This is a genomic window from Sorangium sp. So ce1153, from assembly GCF_051521595.1.
In the GTDB taxonomy this organism is placed as follows: domain Bacteria; phylum Myxococcota_A; class Polyangia; order Polyangiales; family Polyangiaceae; genus Sorangium.
In genome coordinates, this window is record NZ_CP150361.1 from 8290141 (window position 1) to 8305297 (window position 15157).

Consider the following 15157-nt stretch of genomic DNA (forward strand, 5'->3'; position numbering starts at 1 on the left):
ACGCGAGCGCCGCACAGGACGTATGTAAGGGATACGTGCGACCTGTGGTCTCGGCTCGTCGACCTCCTCCAGCGCGCCCCGCCAGAGAGGGAGTCCTGCGCGGGCGCGCGACGAGGGACGTGAGATGGTCAATCCACGCGGGAGAGGTTCATGCTGCCGTGATGGAGGGCGCCCTGCGCCCGGCGATCTGGACGTCCACGGGGAGCCGCTTGGCGCTGATCATGGACCATGGGCTGAAGAACTCGCTCGCTGCGTCGCGGGCCACCGCGATCGTCCGGTACCGCTCGAGCAGGATCTCCAGCGCGATCTTCGCCTCGAGCCTGGCCAGCGGGGCGCCGAGGCAGAAATGGATGCTGTACCCGAAGCTCAGGTGCTGGTTGGGCTTGCGGTGGATATCGAACCGGTCCGGATCCTCGAAGTGCGCGGCGTCCCGGTTGGCCGAGAGGAGCCAGAGGATGAGCACCTGATCCGCGGGGATCTGCTTGCCGCCGAGCTCCACCTCGGCCGTGGTCCGCCGGACGAGCCGGGGGAACGGCGGGCGGTAGCGGAGCACCTCCTCGATCGCCGCGGGGATCTGCGCCGGGTCGGCCCGGAGCTCGGCCGCGGCGTCGGGGTGCTCGTCGAGGCAGAGGGTCGCGTTGCCGAGCAGCGCTGTCGTCGTGATGTGTCCGGCGATCAGCAGCAGGCCGACGAACCCGACGATCTCCTCGTCGTCGAGGGTGTGCCCGTCGACCTCCGCGCGCGTGAGCTTGCTGATCAGATCGTCGGTGGGCCGGGCGCGGCGCTGCTTGATGTGCGCGAGCAGGTACTCGTTCATCTCGCGCAGGATCGAGCCCATGCGGTCCATGGCGGCCTGGTCCGGCAGGGTGCGCGCCTCCTCACCGTTCCTCGACAGCAGCGCGTCGGCCCACCTCCGGAAGGACTCCCTGTCCGCGACCGGGATGCCGAGCAGCTCGGCGATGACGATCACCGGCAGCGGATAGGCCAGGTCGCCGACCAGATCGAAGCGCCCGGCGTCGCCGACGCTGTCGAGCAGCTCGCTCGTGATCGCCGCGATCCGCGGCGCGAGCCCGGAGACGACGCGCGGCGTGAACACCTGGCTGACGAGATCGCGGAGCTTCCGGTGCTTCGGCGGGTCCATCCGGACGAAGTTGCCCCTGGAGAACAGCTCGAAGTCGGCCTGCGGCGGGATGAACTTCGACATGTCCGAGGAGAACGTCGCCGGATCGGACAGGACGCGGAGGACGTCCGCGTGGCCGAAGAGCTGCCAGGTGCGCTGCGCCTCGTCATACACGACAGGACAGGACTCCCGCGCCTGGCGTAGCCAGGCCAGGAAGGGGTCCAGCGTGGGCTGGTTCGGATGCGCGATGACGTCGGTCGTGCTCATATCGGATCACTCCTCGGGGCTCTCCCGCGTTGAGGTGGAATTTCCTTGTGTGAACTGCACGTAATAAGCGCGTAGCCGCGCGAACTCGTCGATGATCCGGGGCGCGAGCGCGCGCAGGGCCCCGGGATCGGGGGTCTCGGCAGGCTCGAAGGCGCTGCGCGCCATCGCGGCGAGGATCTCGACCCGCGCGTCCAGGGACCGCCGCTCCTCGGCCACCAGCAGCGGATCGAGCAGGTGGAACCCGAACATGAGGGTGTTGATCGCATACAGCTGATCGTCTGCTGCCATGTCGGTGCGCAGCAGGCCGTGCGACCGCAGGAGCGCGATGTACTCGCGGAAGGAAGCGAGCTTCTGGCCCTGGAGCGGCCGCGCCGTGCTGTCGGCCACGAGGCTGCCGAGCACCTCCGTGTCCCGCGTTAACATCGCTTGAAGCAGCGGGAGATCCTTCTGCACGAGGAGCGTCCTCCGCAGCACGCGGTGCAGCAGGAGCTCCGCCGGATCCTCGCGCATCGCCTCGATGAACCTGTCGAACATCTTCACGGAGTCGCGCGCGAGCACCGCGAGGAAGAGCGCCTCGCGCGTCTTCCAGTGCAGGTAGATGGTGCCCTTGCCGATGCCGGCCCGCTTGGCGACCTCATCGATGGTCACGCGCTTGTACCCCCAGCGGAGCACCAGCTCCGCCGCCGCATCCAGGATCCGCTCGGCCCGCTGCCGCTGCTTCGAGATCTCTCCGTCCGTCAAGACCACGCTCCGTCGCTTGTCGTCCAAGACGTTTGACCGAAATTCTAAATTGGTCAAACGTCACCTGGTCAACGTAGCGCGCCTTCCAGGGCTGTCAAGCGAGGGGCCACGGTGCGCCACCTGCTCTCGGTGCACGCCCGTCCCCTCGCCCGTCACCCTGCTGGCCTCGCTGCCGCGGCGATCGTCGCCGCCACGCCTCGCGCCGTGGCGCTCACCCCCCGCGGCGACGTGTGGTGCGCGGGCGACGACGCGCTGCGCGCGAGCGCCGTCGCGGGGTGGGCGGTTTACTGAACGGCATCAACGCGCCGCGTCATACCCGCTCGAGCCTGGGCCGCGCGGTGCGCAGCGGGCTCCAGGGCCACGCGGCCCGCAGCGGGCACGAGGGCCTCCCGGCCCGCAGCGGGCGCGAGGGCCTCGCGGCCCCCGGGGCGCGCCGTCACCCTTCGAGGTACGACCCGAGCTCGCGCTGCCGCGACCGCGTCCGGAGCTTCTCGAGCAGCTTCGCCTCGATCTGGCGGATGCGCTCGCGCGTCAGCGAGAAGGACTGGCCGATCTCCTCGAGCGTCTCGTCCTCGTTGCCGTCGAGGCCGAAGCGGCGCCGCAGGAGCTCGCGCTCGCGCGGCTGGAGCGAGTCGAGGAGCTCGCGCGTCTGCTCGATCAGGCGGCGCCGGGCCAGCATGTCGGCAGGCGTGGGCTCGTCGCCGGCCAGCAGATCGCCGTACCGCGTGTCGCCTTCCTCGCCGATGGGGGCGTCGAGGCTGAGCGGATCGAGCGCGAGCTCGCCGATCATGCGCACCTTCTCCACGGTGAGGCCGCTGCGCTCCGCGATGTCCTCGACCGAGGGCTCGCGCCCGCGCTCCTGCACCAGGTCCCGCCGGGCGCGCACCACCTGGCTCCGGATCGCGGTGAGGTGGACCGGCATGCGGACGGCCTTGCCCTGGTTGAGGATCGCCCGCTTGATGGCCTGCTTGATCCACCACGCGGCGTAGGTGCCGAAGCGGTGGCCGCGGCGGTACTCGAACTTGTCGGCCGCGCGGATCAGGCCGAGGTTCCCCTCCTGCACGAGGTCGAGCAGCGGGACGCCGAAGCGCTGGTGCTCCCGCGCGATGGCGACCGCGAGGCGGAGGTTCGCCTGGACGAGCTCCGACTTGGCCCGGGCGACGGCGCGCCGCCCCCGGGCGATCGCCGCGAGCGTCGCCTCGATCGGCGCGCGCTCCGCGCCCTTCGCTTCGGCCGCCGCCGTGCGCAGGCTCCGCTCGATGCGCTCCTCGAAGGCCGGATCGAGCCGCAGCTCGGCGAGGCCCGCGGCGAGGCCCGCCAGGGCGATCTCCGCGCCGTCATCGGCGCCCTGCCGGGCGAAGAGCGAGCGCGCGAGCTCGAGCAGCCCAGCGAGCCGCTTCAAGCAGACGTCCGCCTCGACGTCGGCCGCGTCGGTCTCGCACAGGAGGTCCCGGATGCTGAGCGCCCCGAGCTCGACGTCCTCCGCCGTCCAGGCGAGCTCGCGCAGGGCGATGGGCGAGCGGACCCAGGCTTCAAAGCACGCGAGCGCGCCGGCCTCGATGCGGCGACCGAGCGCGACCTCGCCCTCGCGCGTCAACGGCTGGCTGCCGGCGAGCGCACGGAAGTAGAGCTCGGTCGCGCCGGGCGCAGCATGCCCCGCCGTGGCCCGCGCGCGGCGCGCCGGAGCGCGCTCGCCTGCCTGCCCCTCCGGGGAGTCGATGAGAACGGGGTGACTCGATTCGGGCTCGCTCGCAGAGAGCGAGGAACGGAACCTCATTCAGTGCGCTCCAGTGTTGCCGCGGCGTCGTGCCTGCCCCCGGCGGGTTGCAGGGAGATACGAGCAGCGAGGCGCCTCGATACTCTATCCGCTATGGACGTAAACAGAAAATCGAAGGGCCAGCCTACTCAGGCCCTTTTACGGCATTTTTCTGTGTAGTTCCATAGCCACGCGCGCGACCTTGCACGTCCGCGGCGGCCGGCGCGGCGCGCCGCTGGGCGGCGAGCTCCGCCGGCGCCGGCGTCTCGGCCCGTCCTCCTCGGCGGCTGGCGCTCGGACGCCGTGATCCTCGGCTCAGCCCGCCGTGTCGGCCGATCCAGGGGTTGAACGTCGCCACGAAGGCGTCGAACCCACCTGCGTGGGCGAGCGGTCCGGCCCCACGAGGATCTCGTCCGCCGCGTCGACCGCGACCGCGAGCACCGTGGCTCCGCTGTCGGCCAAGGTCGCGGACTCGGGGCCGATGAACCGGAAGTCGACGGTCCCCTCGAAGGCGCCCGTGACGTCGAGATCCCCCGCGGCGTCGCTGGCGATGGCCGCCCCTCGCTCATCGCCGGGGCCACCGTACCCCCGCGCCCAGGTCAGCTCCACGCTCCCGCCGCCAGCGCCGCCTTCGCCAGCGCCGCCGCCACTGCCGCCTTCGCCGCCACTGCCGCCTTCGCCGCCACTGCCGCCTTCGCCGCCACTGCCGCCTTCGCCGCCACTGCCGCCTTCGCCGCCACTGCCGCCTTCGCCGCCACTGCCGCCCTCGCCGCCGCCGGCGGTCGGCGCAGCGATGGACCGGCCTCGCCCCGAACATGCGCCCCGCGTGCCCGGCGTGCTCGCAACTTCGGCGACGGCGGCGCCGAACCCGGGTACGATCCTCGCAAGAGGGAAACGCCATGCGCTTGCTCGTCTCGATCGACTCCTGGGGTGCAAGGTTGCTCTCGGTGCTGGCGCTCGCGCCGGCCCTGGGCTGCGATGGCGGCGTCACCGGCGGCGGCTCCGGCGGAAGCGCGGCCGAAGGCTCCGGCGGAGGCGCGGCCGACGGCCCGGGCGGGAGCTCGACGGCAGGCCCGGGCGGAAGCGCGGCCGAAGGCTCCGGCGGGAGCACCGGAAGCGCGCCGCCGGATGGGTTTCCTTTCGAATGCGAGGATCCCGAGCGCATCGTCGTCGCGGGCCGCGACACCGGGTACGTGCGCTGCGCCGGCGGCTGGATGCACCGCACGGCGGTCGTCGACTGTCCCAGCGCGCTCCCGCGCGAGAAGGCGTGCTCGGAGCCGAGCGGCGCCGCCGGGAGCTGCACCACCGACGCCGACTGCACCGAGCACCCGCACGGCTACTGCAACCCCGCCTCGGGAGGAGAGATCCTGCCAGGGTGCTTCTGCCATTACGGGTGCACCACCGACGCCGACTGCGGCGCAGGGCAGATCTGCCTCTGCGGCGACCCGGTCGGGGAGTGCGTGCTCGCGCAGTGCACCAGCGACGACGACTGCGGCCCGCTGCTCTGCTCCAGCTACGTCCTCAACCCCGGTTGCGGCGGGACCGGCTTCGCCTGCCAGACGCCGGAGGACGAGTGCGCCAGCGACGCTGACTGCACCGGGAACTGGCAGTGCTCGCTCGCGGCCGGGCGCCACACCTGCACGGAGCAGATCTGCGTGCTCGGCCGGCCGTTCCTCGTGGACGGCGCCGCGCGCACCGCCGAGCCCGCCGCACGCGACGACTGGCGCGCCGCCGCGCCGGGGGCGCCGCCCCGCCGCGAGGAGCTCTCGGCCGAGCAGCAGGCGGCGCTCGCCGCGCACTGGACCCGCGCCGCCCTCCTCGAGCACGCGTCGATCGCCGCGTTCGCGCGCTTCGCGCTGCAGCTGCTCTCGCTCGGCGCGCCGCCGGAGCTCGTCTTCGCGGCGCAGGCGGCCATGGGCGACGAGGCCGAGCACGCGCGCATGTGCTTCGAGCTGGCGAGCGCCTTCGCCGGGCGCGGCGTCGGCCCAGGGCCCCTCGCCATCGACGGCGCCCTCCGCGGCGAAGGCGCCCGGGAGATCCTGGTGACGACCCTCCGCGAGGGGTGCATCGGCGAGACAGTCGCCGCGATCGAGGCGGCAGAAGCCGCCCTCCACGCGGCCGATCCAGCGATCCGGCGCGCGCTCGAGAAGATCGCCGAGGACGAGACGCGGCACGCCGAGCTCGCCTTCCGGTTCGCCGCCTGGGCCGTCGAGCGCGACCCCTCCCTCGGGAGCGCCGTGATCGAGGAGCTCGCCGCCGCGCGCCGGGAGCCCGCCGCCCCGGGCGAGGAAGGCCCCGGCGGCCCGCTGCTCGGCTTCGGCGTGCTCTCGGCGCAGCAGCGGCGCGAGATCCGGGAGCGCGCGCTCGCGCAGGTCATCGCGCCCTGCGCGCGGGCGCTCCTCTCGCGCACGCCGCGCGGCGGCGAGCGCCGCTGCCCGCCCGCGCCGGCCGGCCCTCAGCGCGAGGAGGCCGAGAGCTTCGCCACGAACAGCTGACCGCCCGCGGCCTCGACGTCGCAGTTCAGGAGCGTGAAGTCGGCGGCCGAGGTGCCCGCGAGGAAGACGTCCGTCCCGGAGACGGCGAGCGCCTGGATCTGCTGGAGCTCAGGGCCACCGCTCGCGCCGACCCACTCGACGTCGCCGTTCGTGGCGCTGAGCCGCGCGAGGAAGATGTCGCCCTCGCCGGCATCGCCGCTGACCTCGGCGTCATCGGTCTTCATCTGCCGCTGGAATTGCCCGGCCAGGACGATCTTCTCGGACTCGTCGATCCCGACCAGCTGCGCTGACTGGGCCATGCTGCCCCCGAGCTGCTTGGCCCAGCTGGAGACGCCGCGCCGGTCGAGGTACGCGACGAAGCCGTCCTCCTCGGTGGAGACGAGCCCGGCGTCGGGCTCGCCGGCGAGGTCGATCTCTCCCGTGAACGAGCCGGCCAGCACGACGCCGGCCTCGTGCACCGCGACGGCGCTGGTGCGCTGATCCCCCGGGAGAGCGGAGTAGTGCCGGAACCAGAGGCCCGCGCCCCCGGGGCTCGATGGATCGCAGATCCAGTCAGCCGGGAACGAGGCGAGGAAGGCGTCGACGCCCTCCGCGGCCTCGCCGCCGGGCGGCAGCGCGCGCTCGGCGCCGGGAAAGCCGAGGTTCACCCGGCCCTCGAACTCGGAGGCCACGAAGACGTCGCCGGACGAGATGCGGAGCGCGCGGGGGCGGTAGCGCGCCCCCGCGAGGCCCGAGAAGACGCCGCTGCACGGGTCCGAGAGGGTCTGTCCTTCGTAGCTGGAGAACCCCATGTCCGCCCCGTCCTTGAGCGACGTCAGGAGGACGACGCGGTCGCCCATGACGGCGACCGCCTCCGCCTCGTCAGGGCCGCTCGACCCGTGCGTCACGCACGCCGCGACCCCGCCAGGATCGGCCTTGTCGAGCCGCGCCACGAACGCTTCGCGGTCCCCCCCGCCCTCGGGCAGCCCGCAGTCCGCGCCGAACGCCAGCGTGCCAGTGAAGTCGCCCGCCACGTAGACGCTGTCGTCGCCGAGGGCGATCGAGGTCGCCTGATGGGCGTGCGTCGCGGCGTCGTTCTCCGCGTTCCCGAAGCGCTCGCTCCAGAGGTGGTTCCCGTCGTGCTCGAGGTGCGCCACGAACACGTCCTGGCCCGTGCCCCCCGCCCGGAGCACCGCGCCGCCCGCGACGGAGAGGTCCCCCTTGAAGCCGCCCGCGAGCCACAAGGTGCCGTCCCGGTCAGCCGCGATCCCGCCGAGCGTCGTGTCGGCGTCGCCGAAGGGCATCGCCCACTGGCACGTGTAGCCGGGCGCGCTGGTCGTCGTGCCGCCGCCGGCGCCATCCTCCTCGTTGATGAGCTGGATGCCCGCGATCTCCGCGCAGCCCGCGGCGCTCGCCGCGCTCGCCACGACAAGCGCGCTCGCCAGCCAGCGCTGGCCGCGCCGTTGGAGGCTCATCGTCATCAGAACACCCCGACGACGGCGCCGCCGAGGACGCCGGGAACGATCTGCACGCGAGCGCCCGCGCGCGGGCCGTCCGGGGGCAGCGTCCACCACAGCACCGCCGTGCCGGCGAGCGCCGCGCCCGCGGCGATGAAGCAGAAATCGGACACTGTCGCGTACGACGCCGCCCTGCGGGAAAGGTCGGGCACCGGCTGAGCGCAGTCCCGGTAACGCGCCGGATCGCTGCACGCCGTCCTGGCGGCGTCGTCGACCTTGCTCCACGTGGAGAGCGCGAGGCCCCCGAACGTGCTGCCGAGCGCGATGCCCGCCAGCGTGAGCCCGCCCGTCACCCACATCAATTTCCGGTGGATCGGATCGGGCCTCACGCCAGGAGGGTCCGGCCTGCGCCACGCGATGTCGCCGGCGGCAGGCGCGGGGTTGGGCGCCGCCGCGGTGGGCTCGAGCGCCGTGACGTGGACCTCGGCGAGCTGCCGTGGCTGGCTCACCTCCACCTCGCGCGTGAACGCCTCCCTGCCGGGCGCGGTCGCGGTCACCTTGTGCTTCCCCGGCTCGATGGGGCGGGCCTCGCCGACGGCCCGCGCCTCCACGCCGTCGAGCCTCACCTCGAGCCCCGGCAGCGCCTTCACCTCGCCGGACAGGACGATCGCGAGCCGCGGGAGCCGCTGCTCCAGCGCCGCCGCGCGCTCGCGCGCCTCCGCCCCCTGCTTCGCGTCGACGCCCGCCTCTCCCGCGGCGCCGACCTCGGCGTAGAGCGCCCACGCGCTCGCGAGGCGCCCGGTGCCCTCGCGGCACCTCGCGAGCTCGAGCTTCGTCGCGGCCGACGGGCTCAGCCGGTCGCTCTCCTCGAGCTTCGGACAGGCCGCCTCGGGACGGCCGGCCGCCAGGAGCTCCTGCGCCTCGCGGCGCAGCGCGTCGGCCCGCGCGCGCTCCGCGATCGTCGGCTCGGCCCAGGCCGTCGTCGCCGGCGCCGACGCGACCAGCGCCAGGACGAGCCCGAACGCGGCGCGGCCGAGGCCCCTCCACGCCGCGAGCCCCGCGCTGCCCGATGAGCGGCGGGACCTTCTGCTGATCTCTTCAGGCATCGAGTCCCCTGGACGGTCGGCGAGCAGCACCTGATCGAGGTCCCTGCGCTGGACCGCGACGACCGATTAACAGGGCACCGTGACGAGCGCCAGGCGAAAGGCGCTCCGGGCTCCCCGCGCCGTGCGAGCGGGCCGACGGCGGCGGAGCGCGCGCCGCGCGCACCCACATCAGGGTGGTGGCCGGATTTGAACATGAAGGCGGGAAGGCGGGAAGAAAAGATCAATGATCTTCCTGCCTTCCCGCCTTCATGTGAATCACTCCGGGGCAAATTGGGCCACCACCCACATCAGCACCTCAATGTAGCGCGCGAGGACCGTTTGCTGTCCGGCGACTCCCATTTATCCTCGGCGCGCGTCGCTCGCCGCGGCCACGGGGGAACCGGGAAGAGAGGTCGTGCCCTCATGCTCAAGTCCATCGCCCCACCCAGGAAGACTTCGCCCAGGAAGCCCGCGGCGCCCCCCCGGGCGGCCGCCGCGTTCAACCGGATCGCGCCGGAGCTGAGCGAGCTGAGCGCGGCCGCCCTCGCGCCGATCAACATCGACCTCCCGCGCGCCGTCGCGCTCGTGCTCGGCGCGCTCCCGGGCCTCGCGGCGCTGCGCCCGGCCATCGTCAAGCAGCTGCCCGAGCACAAGATCGCGCTGCTCGACAAGCTGGAGCTGTACGCGCTCGCGGCGTGGTACGCGCACCTCATCGCCCTGCCCGAGTCGGGCGCGGGGCACGCGGTGAAGCCCCTGCTCGACGAGGCGCTCGCGCTGCGCGCGAAGCTCCTCGTGGACGCCGACGATCTCGCCCGGCGCGGGCTGCTCGACCGCGACGCGGTCGACGACATCCGCGCCGGCGAGGGCCACGTCGACAGCGCGAACGACCTCGTCGCGCTGTCGGCGCTGTTCAACCACAACTGGCCGGAGATCGCGGGCAGGACGGAGGCCACCGAGGACGAGGTGAGGCGCGCCGGCGAGCTCGGGCCGAAGCTCCTCGCGGCGCTCGGCGTGCGCGAGCACGGCCCGGACGCGGCGGTCTCCGACGCGGCCGACCGCCGCGCGCGCGCCGTCGCGCTGTTCGTGCGCGCGTACGAGCAGACGCGGCGCGCGGTGACCTACCTGCGCTGGGACGAGGGCGACGCCGAGCTCATCGCGCCGTCGCTCCAGCGGCGCGAGCGGAGCGCCCGCACGCCGAGCGCCGCCCCGCCGCCCCTGCCCTTCGTGAAGGCGTCCGACGAGCCGCCCGCGGACACGCTCACCGCCCCGCAGCCGGGCCCCGCGGAGCACGCCCGGCCCGCCTGACACGCCCGGCTGCCAGGGACATCGCCCCTCCGCGGCGGCCACGCGCGCGGCGCGCGGCGCGCGTCGCCATCGCACCGGCGTTCCGCTTCGACGCACGCGGCCTTTGCGCTAGCGTTGCGCGTCCGCTTCCCGCTTCCGGTCTCGCCCCCTCGCTCCCGGGCCATCGAGCGTACCGGCTGGAGCGCTCCCGCGAACAGGTGCCCTGATGTCCTCCGTACCAGCCCCGAAGAAGAAGCGTTCCAAGGTCAGCGCGAAGAAGAGCGCCAAGAAGAGCGCGAAGAAGGGCGCGCCCTCCCTGCCCCGCCGGGACGAGGCGTGGATCGGCGGCTTCTTCTCCCTGCGCGCGTTCGTTCACGAGGGCGACGAGGCGTACCGCCCCGAGGCGGTCGTCTGGATGACCGAGCGCGGCTTCGTCCTGAGCTGCGCCGCGCTGCGCCCCGGCGATGTCGTGCCGGGCGCCGTCGACAGCTTCGAGGCGGCCGCCAGCGATCCGCTCGAGGGCGAGCCGCGCCTGCCCCAGCGCGTGCGCGTGGCCTCGCCCGCGCTCGCGGACGCCCTGCGCGCGCGGCTCGGCCCGGAGATCGACGTCCGCGTCGCGCCGACGCCGGAGATCGACGTCGTGGCCGAGGACCTGGAGGAGCACCTCGGCGCGCGGGACGGCCGGCTGACGCCGAGCTTCCTCGGGGGCGGCATCGAGGCGCCGGCGATGGCGTCGTTCTTCCGCGCGGCGGCCGCGCTCTACCGCGCGACGCCCTGGAAGGCGGTGCCCAGCGACGCGGACATCATGGCGCTGTCGATCCCGTCGCTCGGCGCGCGCGACCTCGCGCTGTGCGTCGTCGGGCAGGCCGGCCAGAGCCACGGCGTGCTCCTCTTCGAGAGCGCGCAGGGGTTCGAGCTCTACCTCGCCGAGACAGCCAAGCTCCCGGACGCGCCGCCCGCCTCGCTGCCGGCGAGCTTCTTCTCGCTGAGCTTCGACCGCGCGGGCGACCTGCACCCCGCGCTGCGCGCCGAGGTCGACGAGCAGCGCTGGGAGCTGGCCGGGCCGGACGCGTATCCCATGCTCGCGATGGTCGATGAGGACCTCATCGGCCGCAAGCCGACGCCCAAGGAGCTCACCGCCTCCGAGGCGCTCGCGCTCGGCCTCGTCGAGCTGATGAAGCGGCGCAAGGAGATCGCGAGGGCGTTCCGCGGCGGCGCGCCGGTCGAGGCGAGCTACGTGGTGGAGACGCACGCGGGCCCGGTGGAGGTGCTGTTCCGCGCGCCCCACCCGGCGCGGAGCTGATCGCGGCGGCCGGCGGCCGGGCGCGGCGGGCGAGCTCGCGCGGGTGGCGAGCTATCCCGCGGGGAGCGCCCGTGTCAGCGGGTGACGAGCCGGTACAGATCGGCGTTGTGGATGAACTCGCAGACGACGTTGCCGAACTGGAGGATGTCGCCGCTGCGGAGGGGCACGCCGTCCCCTGCCGGCGAGAGGAGCCGGTCGTTCAGGAACGTGCCGTTGGTGCTCTTCCTCGCGTGGAGCATCGGGGTGTCCGCGACAAGGACCGAGATGTGCGCGTGGACCTTCGAGACGGACTGATCGCGCAGCACGATATCGCTGTTCAGCGCGCGCCCGATGAGGATGCGATCCTGCCAGGGGCTCTCCGGGCGCTTCGTCACCGCCAGGAGCTCGCAGCCGTGGGAAGCGACGGTCATCCCCGACGAGATCCGATGACGGCACAGCGCCGGTTGGTTGCTCGCTCCGGGCGAGGTGCCGGCGAAGACGGTCTTGAACGACGGCGGGGGCTGGTCGTCGGGGCCTAGCTCCCGGAGCAGCCAGGCGTGAGGGAACCTTCGATCGAAGGCCATCCGTGAGAGCGCGCGGCTCTGAGCACAAAGGGTCGCGAAGGTCAACATGACAAGTTCTTCCCCGGGTTTCGTGCTGTCCGAGCGAGCAGCGCCCAGCCGGGAGGGACATCGCCGGCCCGGCAGGGCCTGTTAAGACCTTATACATCACTCCACGACGGGATCGCTGGGCGCCATGGTGTGCGCTGGGAGAGAGCGCAGCGGCGCCGCGCGGACCACACCGTCGGCGCTCGACATACCCGGCTCACGCGCGACTCACATGCGACTCACGCGCGGCACATGCGCGGTGTACCCACGGCGCAGCCACAGCGCGCGGCGCTCCGGCAAAGGCCCGGGCCGCGGCGACGCGCTCGGGCGCGCCGCGCCGAGCTGCGCGCGACGCCGGAGCGAGACACGGAAAGGGTGATCGAGATCGCGCACACCCGATGAACGGTGACCCGCGGCCCTTCGTGTTGACGCCGTCCCGGAGCACAACCGCATGTTCTGGTTACACTCGGGGATTCTCAAGCTGGGCTCGGGGTCGTGAGCTTTCCGGATGAGGTCTTTTCCACGGGACAAGACCCCAGGAGGAAGCATGTTCGGCCGCGGCAAGGAAGGCCTCGCGCCGCTCGCCGGTCTGCTCTCGGCCCGGCGGCCGCTACCCTGGTGCCCCCCTCCCCGGCGGCCCCGCGCGCCCTCGCCCCGGCAGCCGCTGCCGCTGGGCCCCCTCTCCCGCCGTCACCGCCCGCCACCGCCGCCGCCGGGTCGCGCCGGCCCCGGGGAGCCTCTTCGCGCAGACGCCCATTTTTGTTGGCGCCCCATGCCGTCCTCGGGAGCGCTTCGCGCCGCGATTACGGTATGTTGCCGCCGTGAGCTCCTCCTCCAACTACAATGTCCAGCACGCGCCGGTGGGCGCCTTTGCCTCCTTCACGCTCGGCAGCTTCGACCGCCGGGGCGGCTTCGCCTCGCAGGTGGGCCGCCCGGGGAACTCGAACCTCTACATCGGCTACCGCGAGGGCGACGGGGTGCTCAGCCTCCTCCCCTACTTCTCGTCAGAGATCGGCCCGGAGGTCCCGTTCGGCGTCACCCTGGTGCGCGACACGAGCATGCGCCGCGTCTTCGGCGAGCAGGACATCCGCCGCGAGCTCGGCTGGGCCAGCGACACGATCCGCGCCGGCAAGCTCACGCTCGCCATCTTCTCGCCGTTCGGCCCGATCCCCGACCCGCGCACGGCGGCGCCCGCCGAGGTCGCCCGGCGGTCCTGTCCGGCGCTCATCGCGCGCCTCGAGCTCGACAACACCGGCGGCGCCGAGCCCATCAAGGGCCTCTTCGCGCTCGACGCGTCGAGCCTGCGCGACCTCGAGTCGACGACCGACGGCCGCCTCGCCGGCGTCGCCCACGCCCGGCAGTGGGGCTTCGCCGCCCTCCCCGAGCCCGGCGTCCGCGCCTTCCAGGCCTTCGCGCCCGAGAACGCGTTCGACGGCAGCGCCGACCGGCTGAACCGCCTCGGCAAGACCGGCGGCCTCGTCGTCGAGGTCCCCGCCGGCGAGAAGCGCGAGCTCTGGATCGCGCTCGGCTTCCACGACGCCGGCGCGATCACGACCGGCATCGAGGCGCGCTACGGCTACACCCGCCACTTCAAGAAGCTCGAGGACGTCCTCGCCTACGCCCTCGAGCACCGCGAAGCGCTCGTCCGCGAGGCGGCGCAGCGGGACGAGGAGCTCTCGCGCTCCGCGCTCACCCGCGACCAGAAGTGGCTGCTCGCCCAGGCGACGCACGGCTATTTCGGGTCGACCGAGTGGCTGGACACCGCGCTCGACGACGCCTCGCCGCCCGCGCCGCTGTGGGTCGTGAACGAGGGCGAGTACGAGATGATGAACACCTTCGATCTCACGATCGATCACCTCTTCTTCGAGCTGCGGTACGCGGCCTGGGCCGTGCGCGACGTCCTCGACCTCTACGTCGCCCGCTACAGCTACCGCGACAAGGTGAAGCGCCCCGGCGCGCCCGGCGAGCTCCTGCCCGGCGGCGTGGCGTTCACCCACGACATGGGCGTCGGCAACCACTTCTCGCCCGCCGGCGTCTCCAGCTACGAGCGCCCGAACCTCGACGCCAGCTGCTTCAGCCACATGACGTACGAGCAGCTCACGAACTGGATCTGCTGCGCCGGCGTGTACGTCGCGCGCACCGGCGACAAGGCCTTCCTCGAGCGCCACCGGGCCCTGTTCCCCGAGCTGCTCGACAGCCTGCTCCGCCGCGACGCGCCCGAGCCCGGCGCGCGCACCGGCGTGATGGCGCTCGACAGCAGCCGCTGCGGGACCGGCGCCGAGATCACGACCTACGACTCGCTCGACCACTCCCTCGGGCGCGCGCGCGGCAACCTCTACCTGGCCGGCAAGACGTGGGCGTCGTACGTGATTCTCGCCCACCTCCTCGAGCGCAGCGGCGACGCCCCGCGCGCCGCGGAGTCCAGGGCAGCGAGCCAGAAGAGCGCGCGCGCCATCGCGGCGGGCTTCGACGAGCAGCTGGGCTACATCCCCGCCCTGCTCGACGGCAGCGGCTCGAAGAGCGCGATCGTCCCCGCGATCGAGGGGCTCCTGTACCCGCACGTGATGGGCTTGCTCGACGGCAACGCCGCGGAGGGCGAGCACGGCGAGCTCGTCCGGGTGCTCCGCCGCCACTTCAACGCGGTGCTCAAGCCCGGCCTGTGCCTCTTCCCCGAGGGGGGCTGGAAGCTCTCGAGCAGCAGCGACAACTCCTGGGCGAGCAAGATCGCGCTCTGCCAGCACGTCGCGCGCGCGATCCTGAGGGTCGATCTCCCCGACCCCGATCGCCACGAGGAGGCCCACGTCCGCTGGCAGATCGAGGGGTCCGGCTACTGGGCCTACTCCGACCAGATGCAGCGCGGCGTGCCCGTCGGCAGCCGCTATTACCCCCGCGGCGTGACCGCCATCCTCTGGCTCGACGAGGCCCCCGCGAGGCAGAGGTCGTCGAGCCGCTAACGCGCGACAGCGTCCTTCCGGGCGCGCCCGCCGCCGCGCCTCGTCCACCTGCCCCCTGCCACGCCCGCCGCGCGCCCCGATCGGGGCGCGCCTGCCGCGCGCCGCCGCGGCGCCCCGTCTGCGGCGCTC

13 protein-coding genes are annotated in these 15157 nt (G+C 73.3%); 5 read left to right on the forward strand and 8 right to left on the reverse strand.

The window, feature by feature from the left end:
- Positions 1-148 precede the first annotated feature (148 nt).
- Positions 149-1387 (reverse strand): cytochrome P450, encoded by a 1239-nt coding sequence (locus WME85_RS29830; RefSeq protein WP_437826093.1) that lies wholly within the window; start codon positions 1385-1387, stop codon positions 149-151.
- A 6-nt stretch (positions 1388-1393) separates the two neighbouring features.
- Entirely contained in the window at positions 1394-2155 is a 762-nt protein-coding gene (locus WME85_RS29835; protein ID WP_437826095.1) for a TetR/AcrR family transcriptional regulator, read from the reverse strand.
- A gap of 84 nt (positions 2156-2239) precedes the next feature.
- Here WME85_RS29835 and WME85_RS29840 point away from each other — a divergent pair, with 84 nt between their 5' ends.
- On the forward strand, positions 2240-2419 hold the full coding sequence (locus WME85_RS29840) for a hypothetical protein (protein ID WP_437826097.1): 180 nt from the start codon (positions 2240-2242) through the stop codon (positions 2417-2419).
- A 145-nt stretch (positions 2420-2564) separates the two neighbouring features.
- Here WME85_RS29840 and WME85_RS29845 read toward each other — a convergent pair whose 3' ends face one another.
- The 3 genes from WME85_RS29845 to WME85_RS29855 form a co-directional block, all read right to left on the reverse strand.
- Positions 2565-3905, reverse strand: coding sequence for a sigma-70 family RNA polymerase sigma factor (locus WME85_RS29845; protein WP_437826099.1), 1341 nt, complete (start codon positions 3903-3905; stop codon positions 2565-2567).
- 294 nt (positions 3906-4199) lie between these two features.
- Positions 4200-4493, reverse strand: coding sequence for a hypothetical protein (locus tag WME85_RS29850; protein WP_437826101.1), 294 nt, complete (start codon positions 4491-4493; stop codon positions 4200-4202).
- The gene (locus WME85_RS29855) at positions 4484-4642 is read right to left on the reverse strand and encodes a hypothetical protein (protein WP_437826102.1); all 159 of its coding nucleotides are present in this window, start codon (positions 4640-4642) and stop codon (positions 4484-4486) included. Before WME85_RS29855 ends, WME85_RS29850 begins: the two co-directional genes overlap by 10 nt.
- A gap of 141 nt (positions 4643-4783) precedes the next feature.
- On the opposite strand from WME85_RS29855, the gene WME85_RS29860 reads away from it, so the two are divergent.
- Positions 4784-6379 carry a ferritin-like domain-containing protein gene (locus WME85_RS29860; RefSeq protein ID WP_437826104.1) on the forward strand — a complete coding sequence of 532 codons (1596 nt, stop codon included), beginning with the start codon at positions 4784-4786 and terminating at the stop codon, positions 6377-6379.
- Here WME85_RS29860 and WME85_RS29865 read toward each other — a convergent pair.
- Both WME85_RS29865 and WME85_RS29870 read right to left on the reverse strand, forming a co-directional pair.
- On the reverse strand, positions 6340-7833 hold the full coding sequence (locus WME85_RS29865; RefSeq protein WP_437826106.1) for a hypothetical protein: 1494 nt from the start codon (positions 7831-7833) through the stop codon (positions 6340-6342). The two genes, WME85_RS29860 and WME85_RS29865, sit on opposite strands and share 40 nt — an antisense overlap.
- A 5-nt stretch (positions 7834-7838) precedes the next feature.
- Complete coding sequence (locus tag WME85_RS29870; protein ID WP_437826108.1) at positions 7839-8921, reverse strand: hypothetical protein; 1083 nt, start codon at positions 8919-8921, stop codon at positions 7839-7841.
- A gap of 402 nt (positions 8922-9323) precedes the next feature.
- On the opposite strand from WME85_RS29870, the gene WME85_RS29875 reads away from it, so the two are divergent.
- Together WME85_RS29875 and WME85_RS29880 are read left to right on the forward strand one after the other, a co-directional pair.
- Entirely contained in the window at positions 9324-10205 is an 882-nt protein-coding gene (locus WME85_RS29875; protein WP_437826112.1) for a hypothetical protein, read from the forward strand.
- 205 nt (positions 10206-10410) lie between these two features.
- Positions 10411-11487, forward strand: a complete 1077-nt coding sequence (locus WME85_RS29880; protein ID WP_437826114.1) for a hypothetical protein — start codon at positions 10411-10413, stop codon at positions 11485-11487.
- Between the two features lie 74 nt (positions 11488-11561).
- Here WME85_RS29880 and WME85_RS29885 read toward each other — a convergent pair whose 3' ends face one another.
- Positions 11562-12050 (reverse strand): FHA domain-containing protein, encoded by a 489-nt coding sequence (locus WME85_RS29885; protein ID WP_437826116.1) that lies wholly within the window; start codon positions 12048-12050, stop codon positions 11562-11564.
- A gap of 845 nt (positions 12051-12895) precedes the next feature.
- Between WME85_RS29885 and WME85_RS29890 the strand changes: the two genes are divergently transcribed.
- Complete coding sequence (locus WME85_RS29890) at positions 12896-15028, forward strand: glycoside hydrolase family 52 protein (protein WP_437826118.1); 2133 nt, start codon at positions 12896-12898, stop codon at positions 15026-15028.
- Positions 15029-15157: the final 129 nt, after the last annotated feature.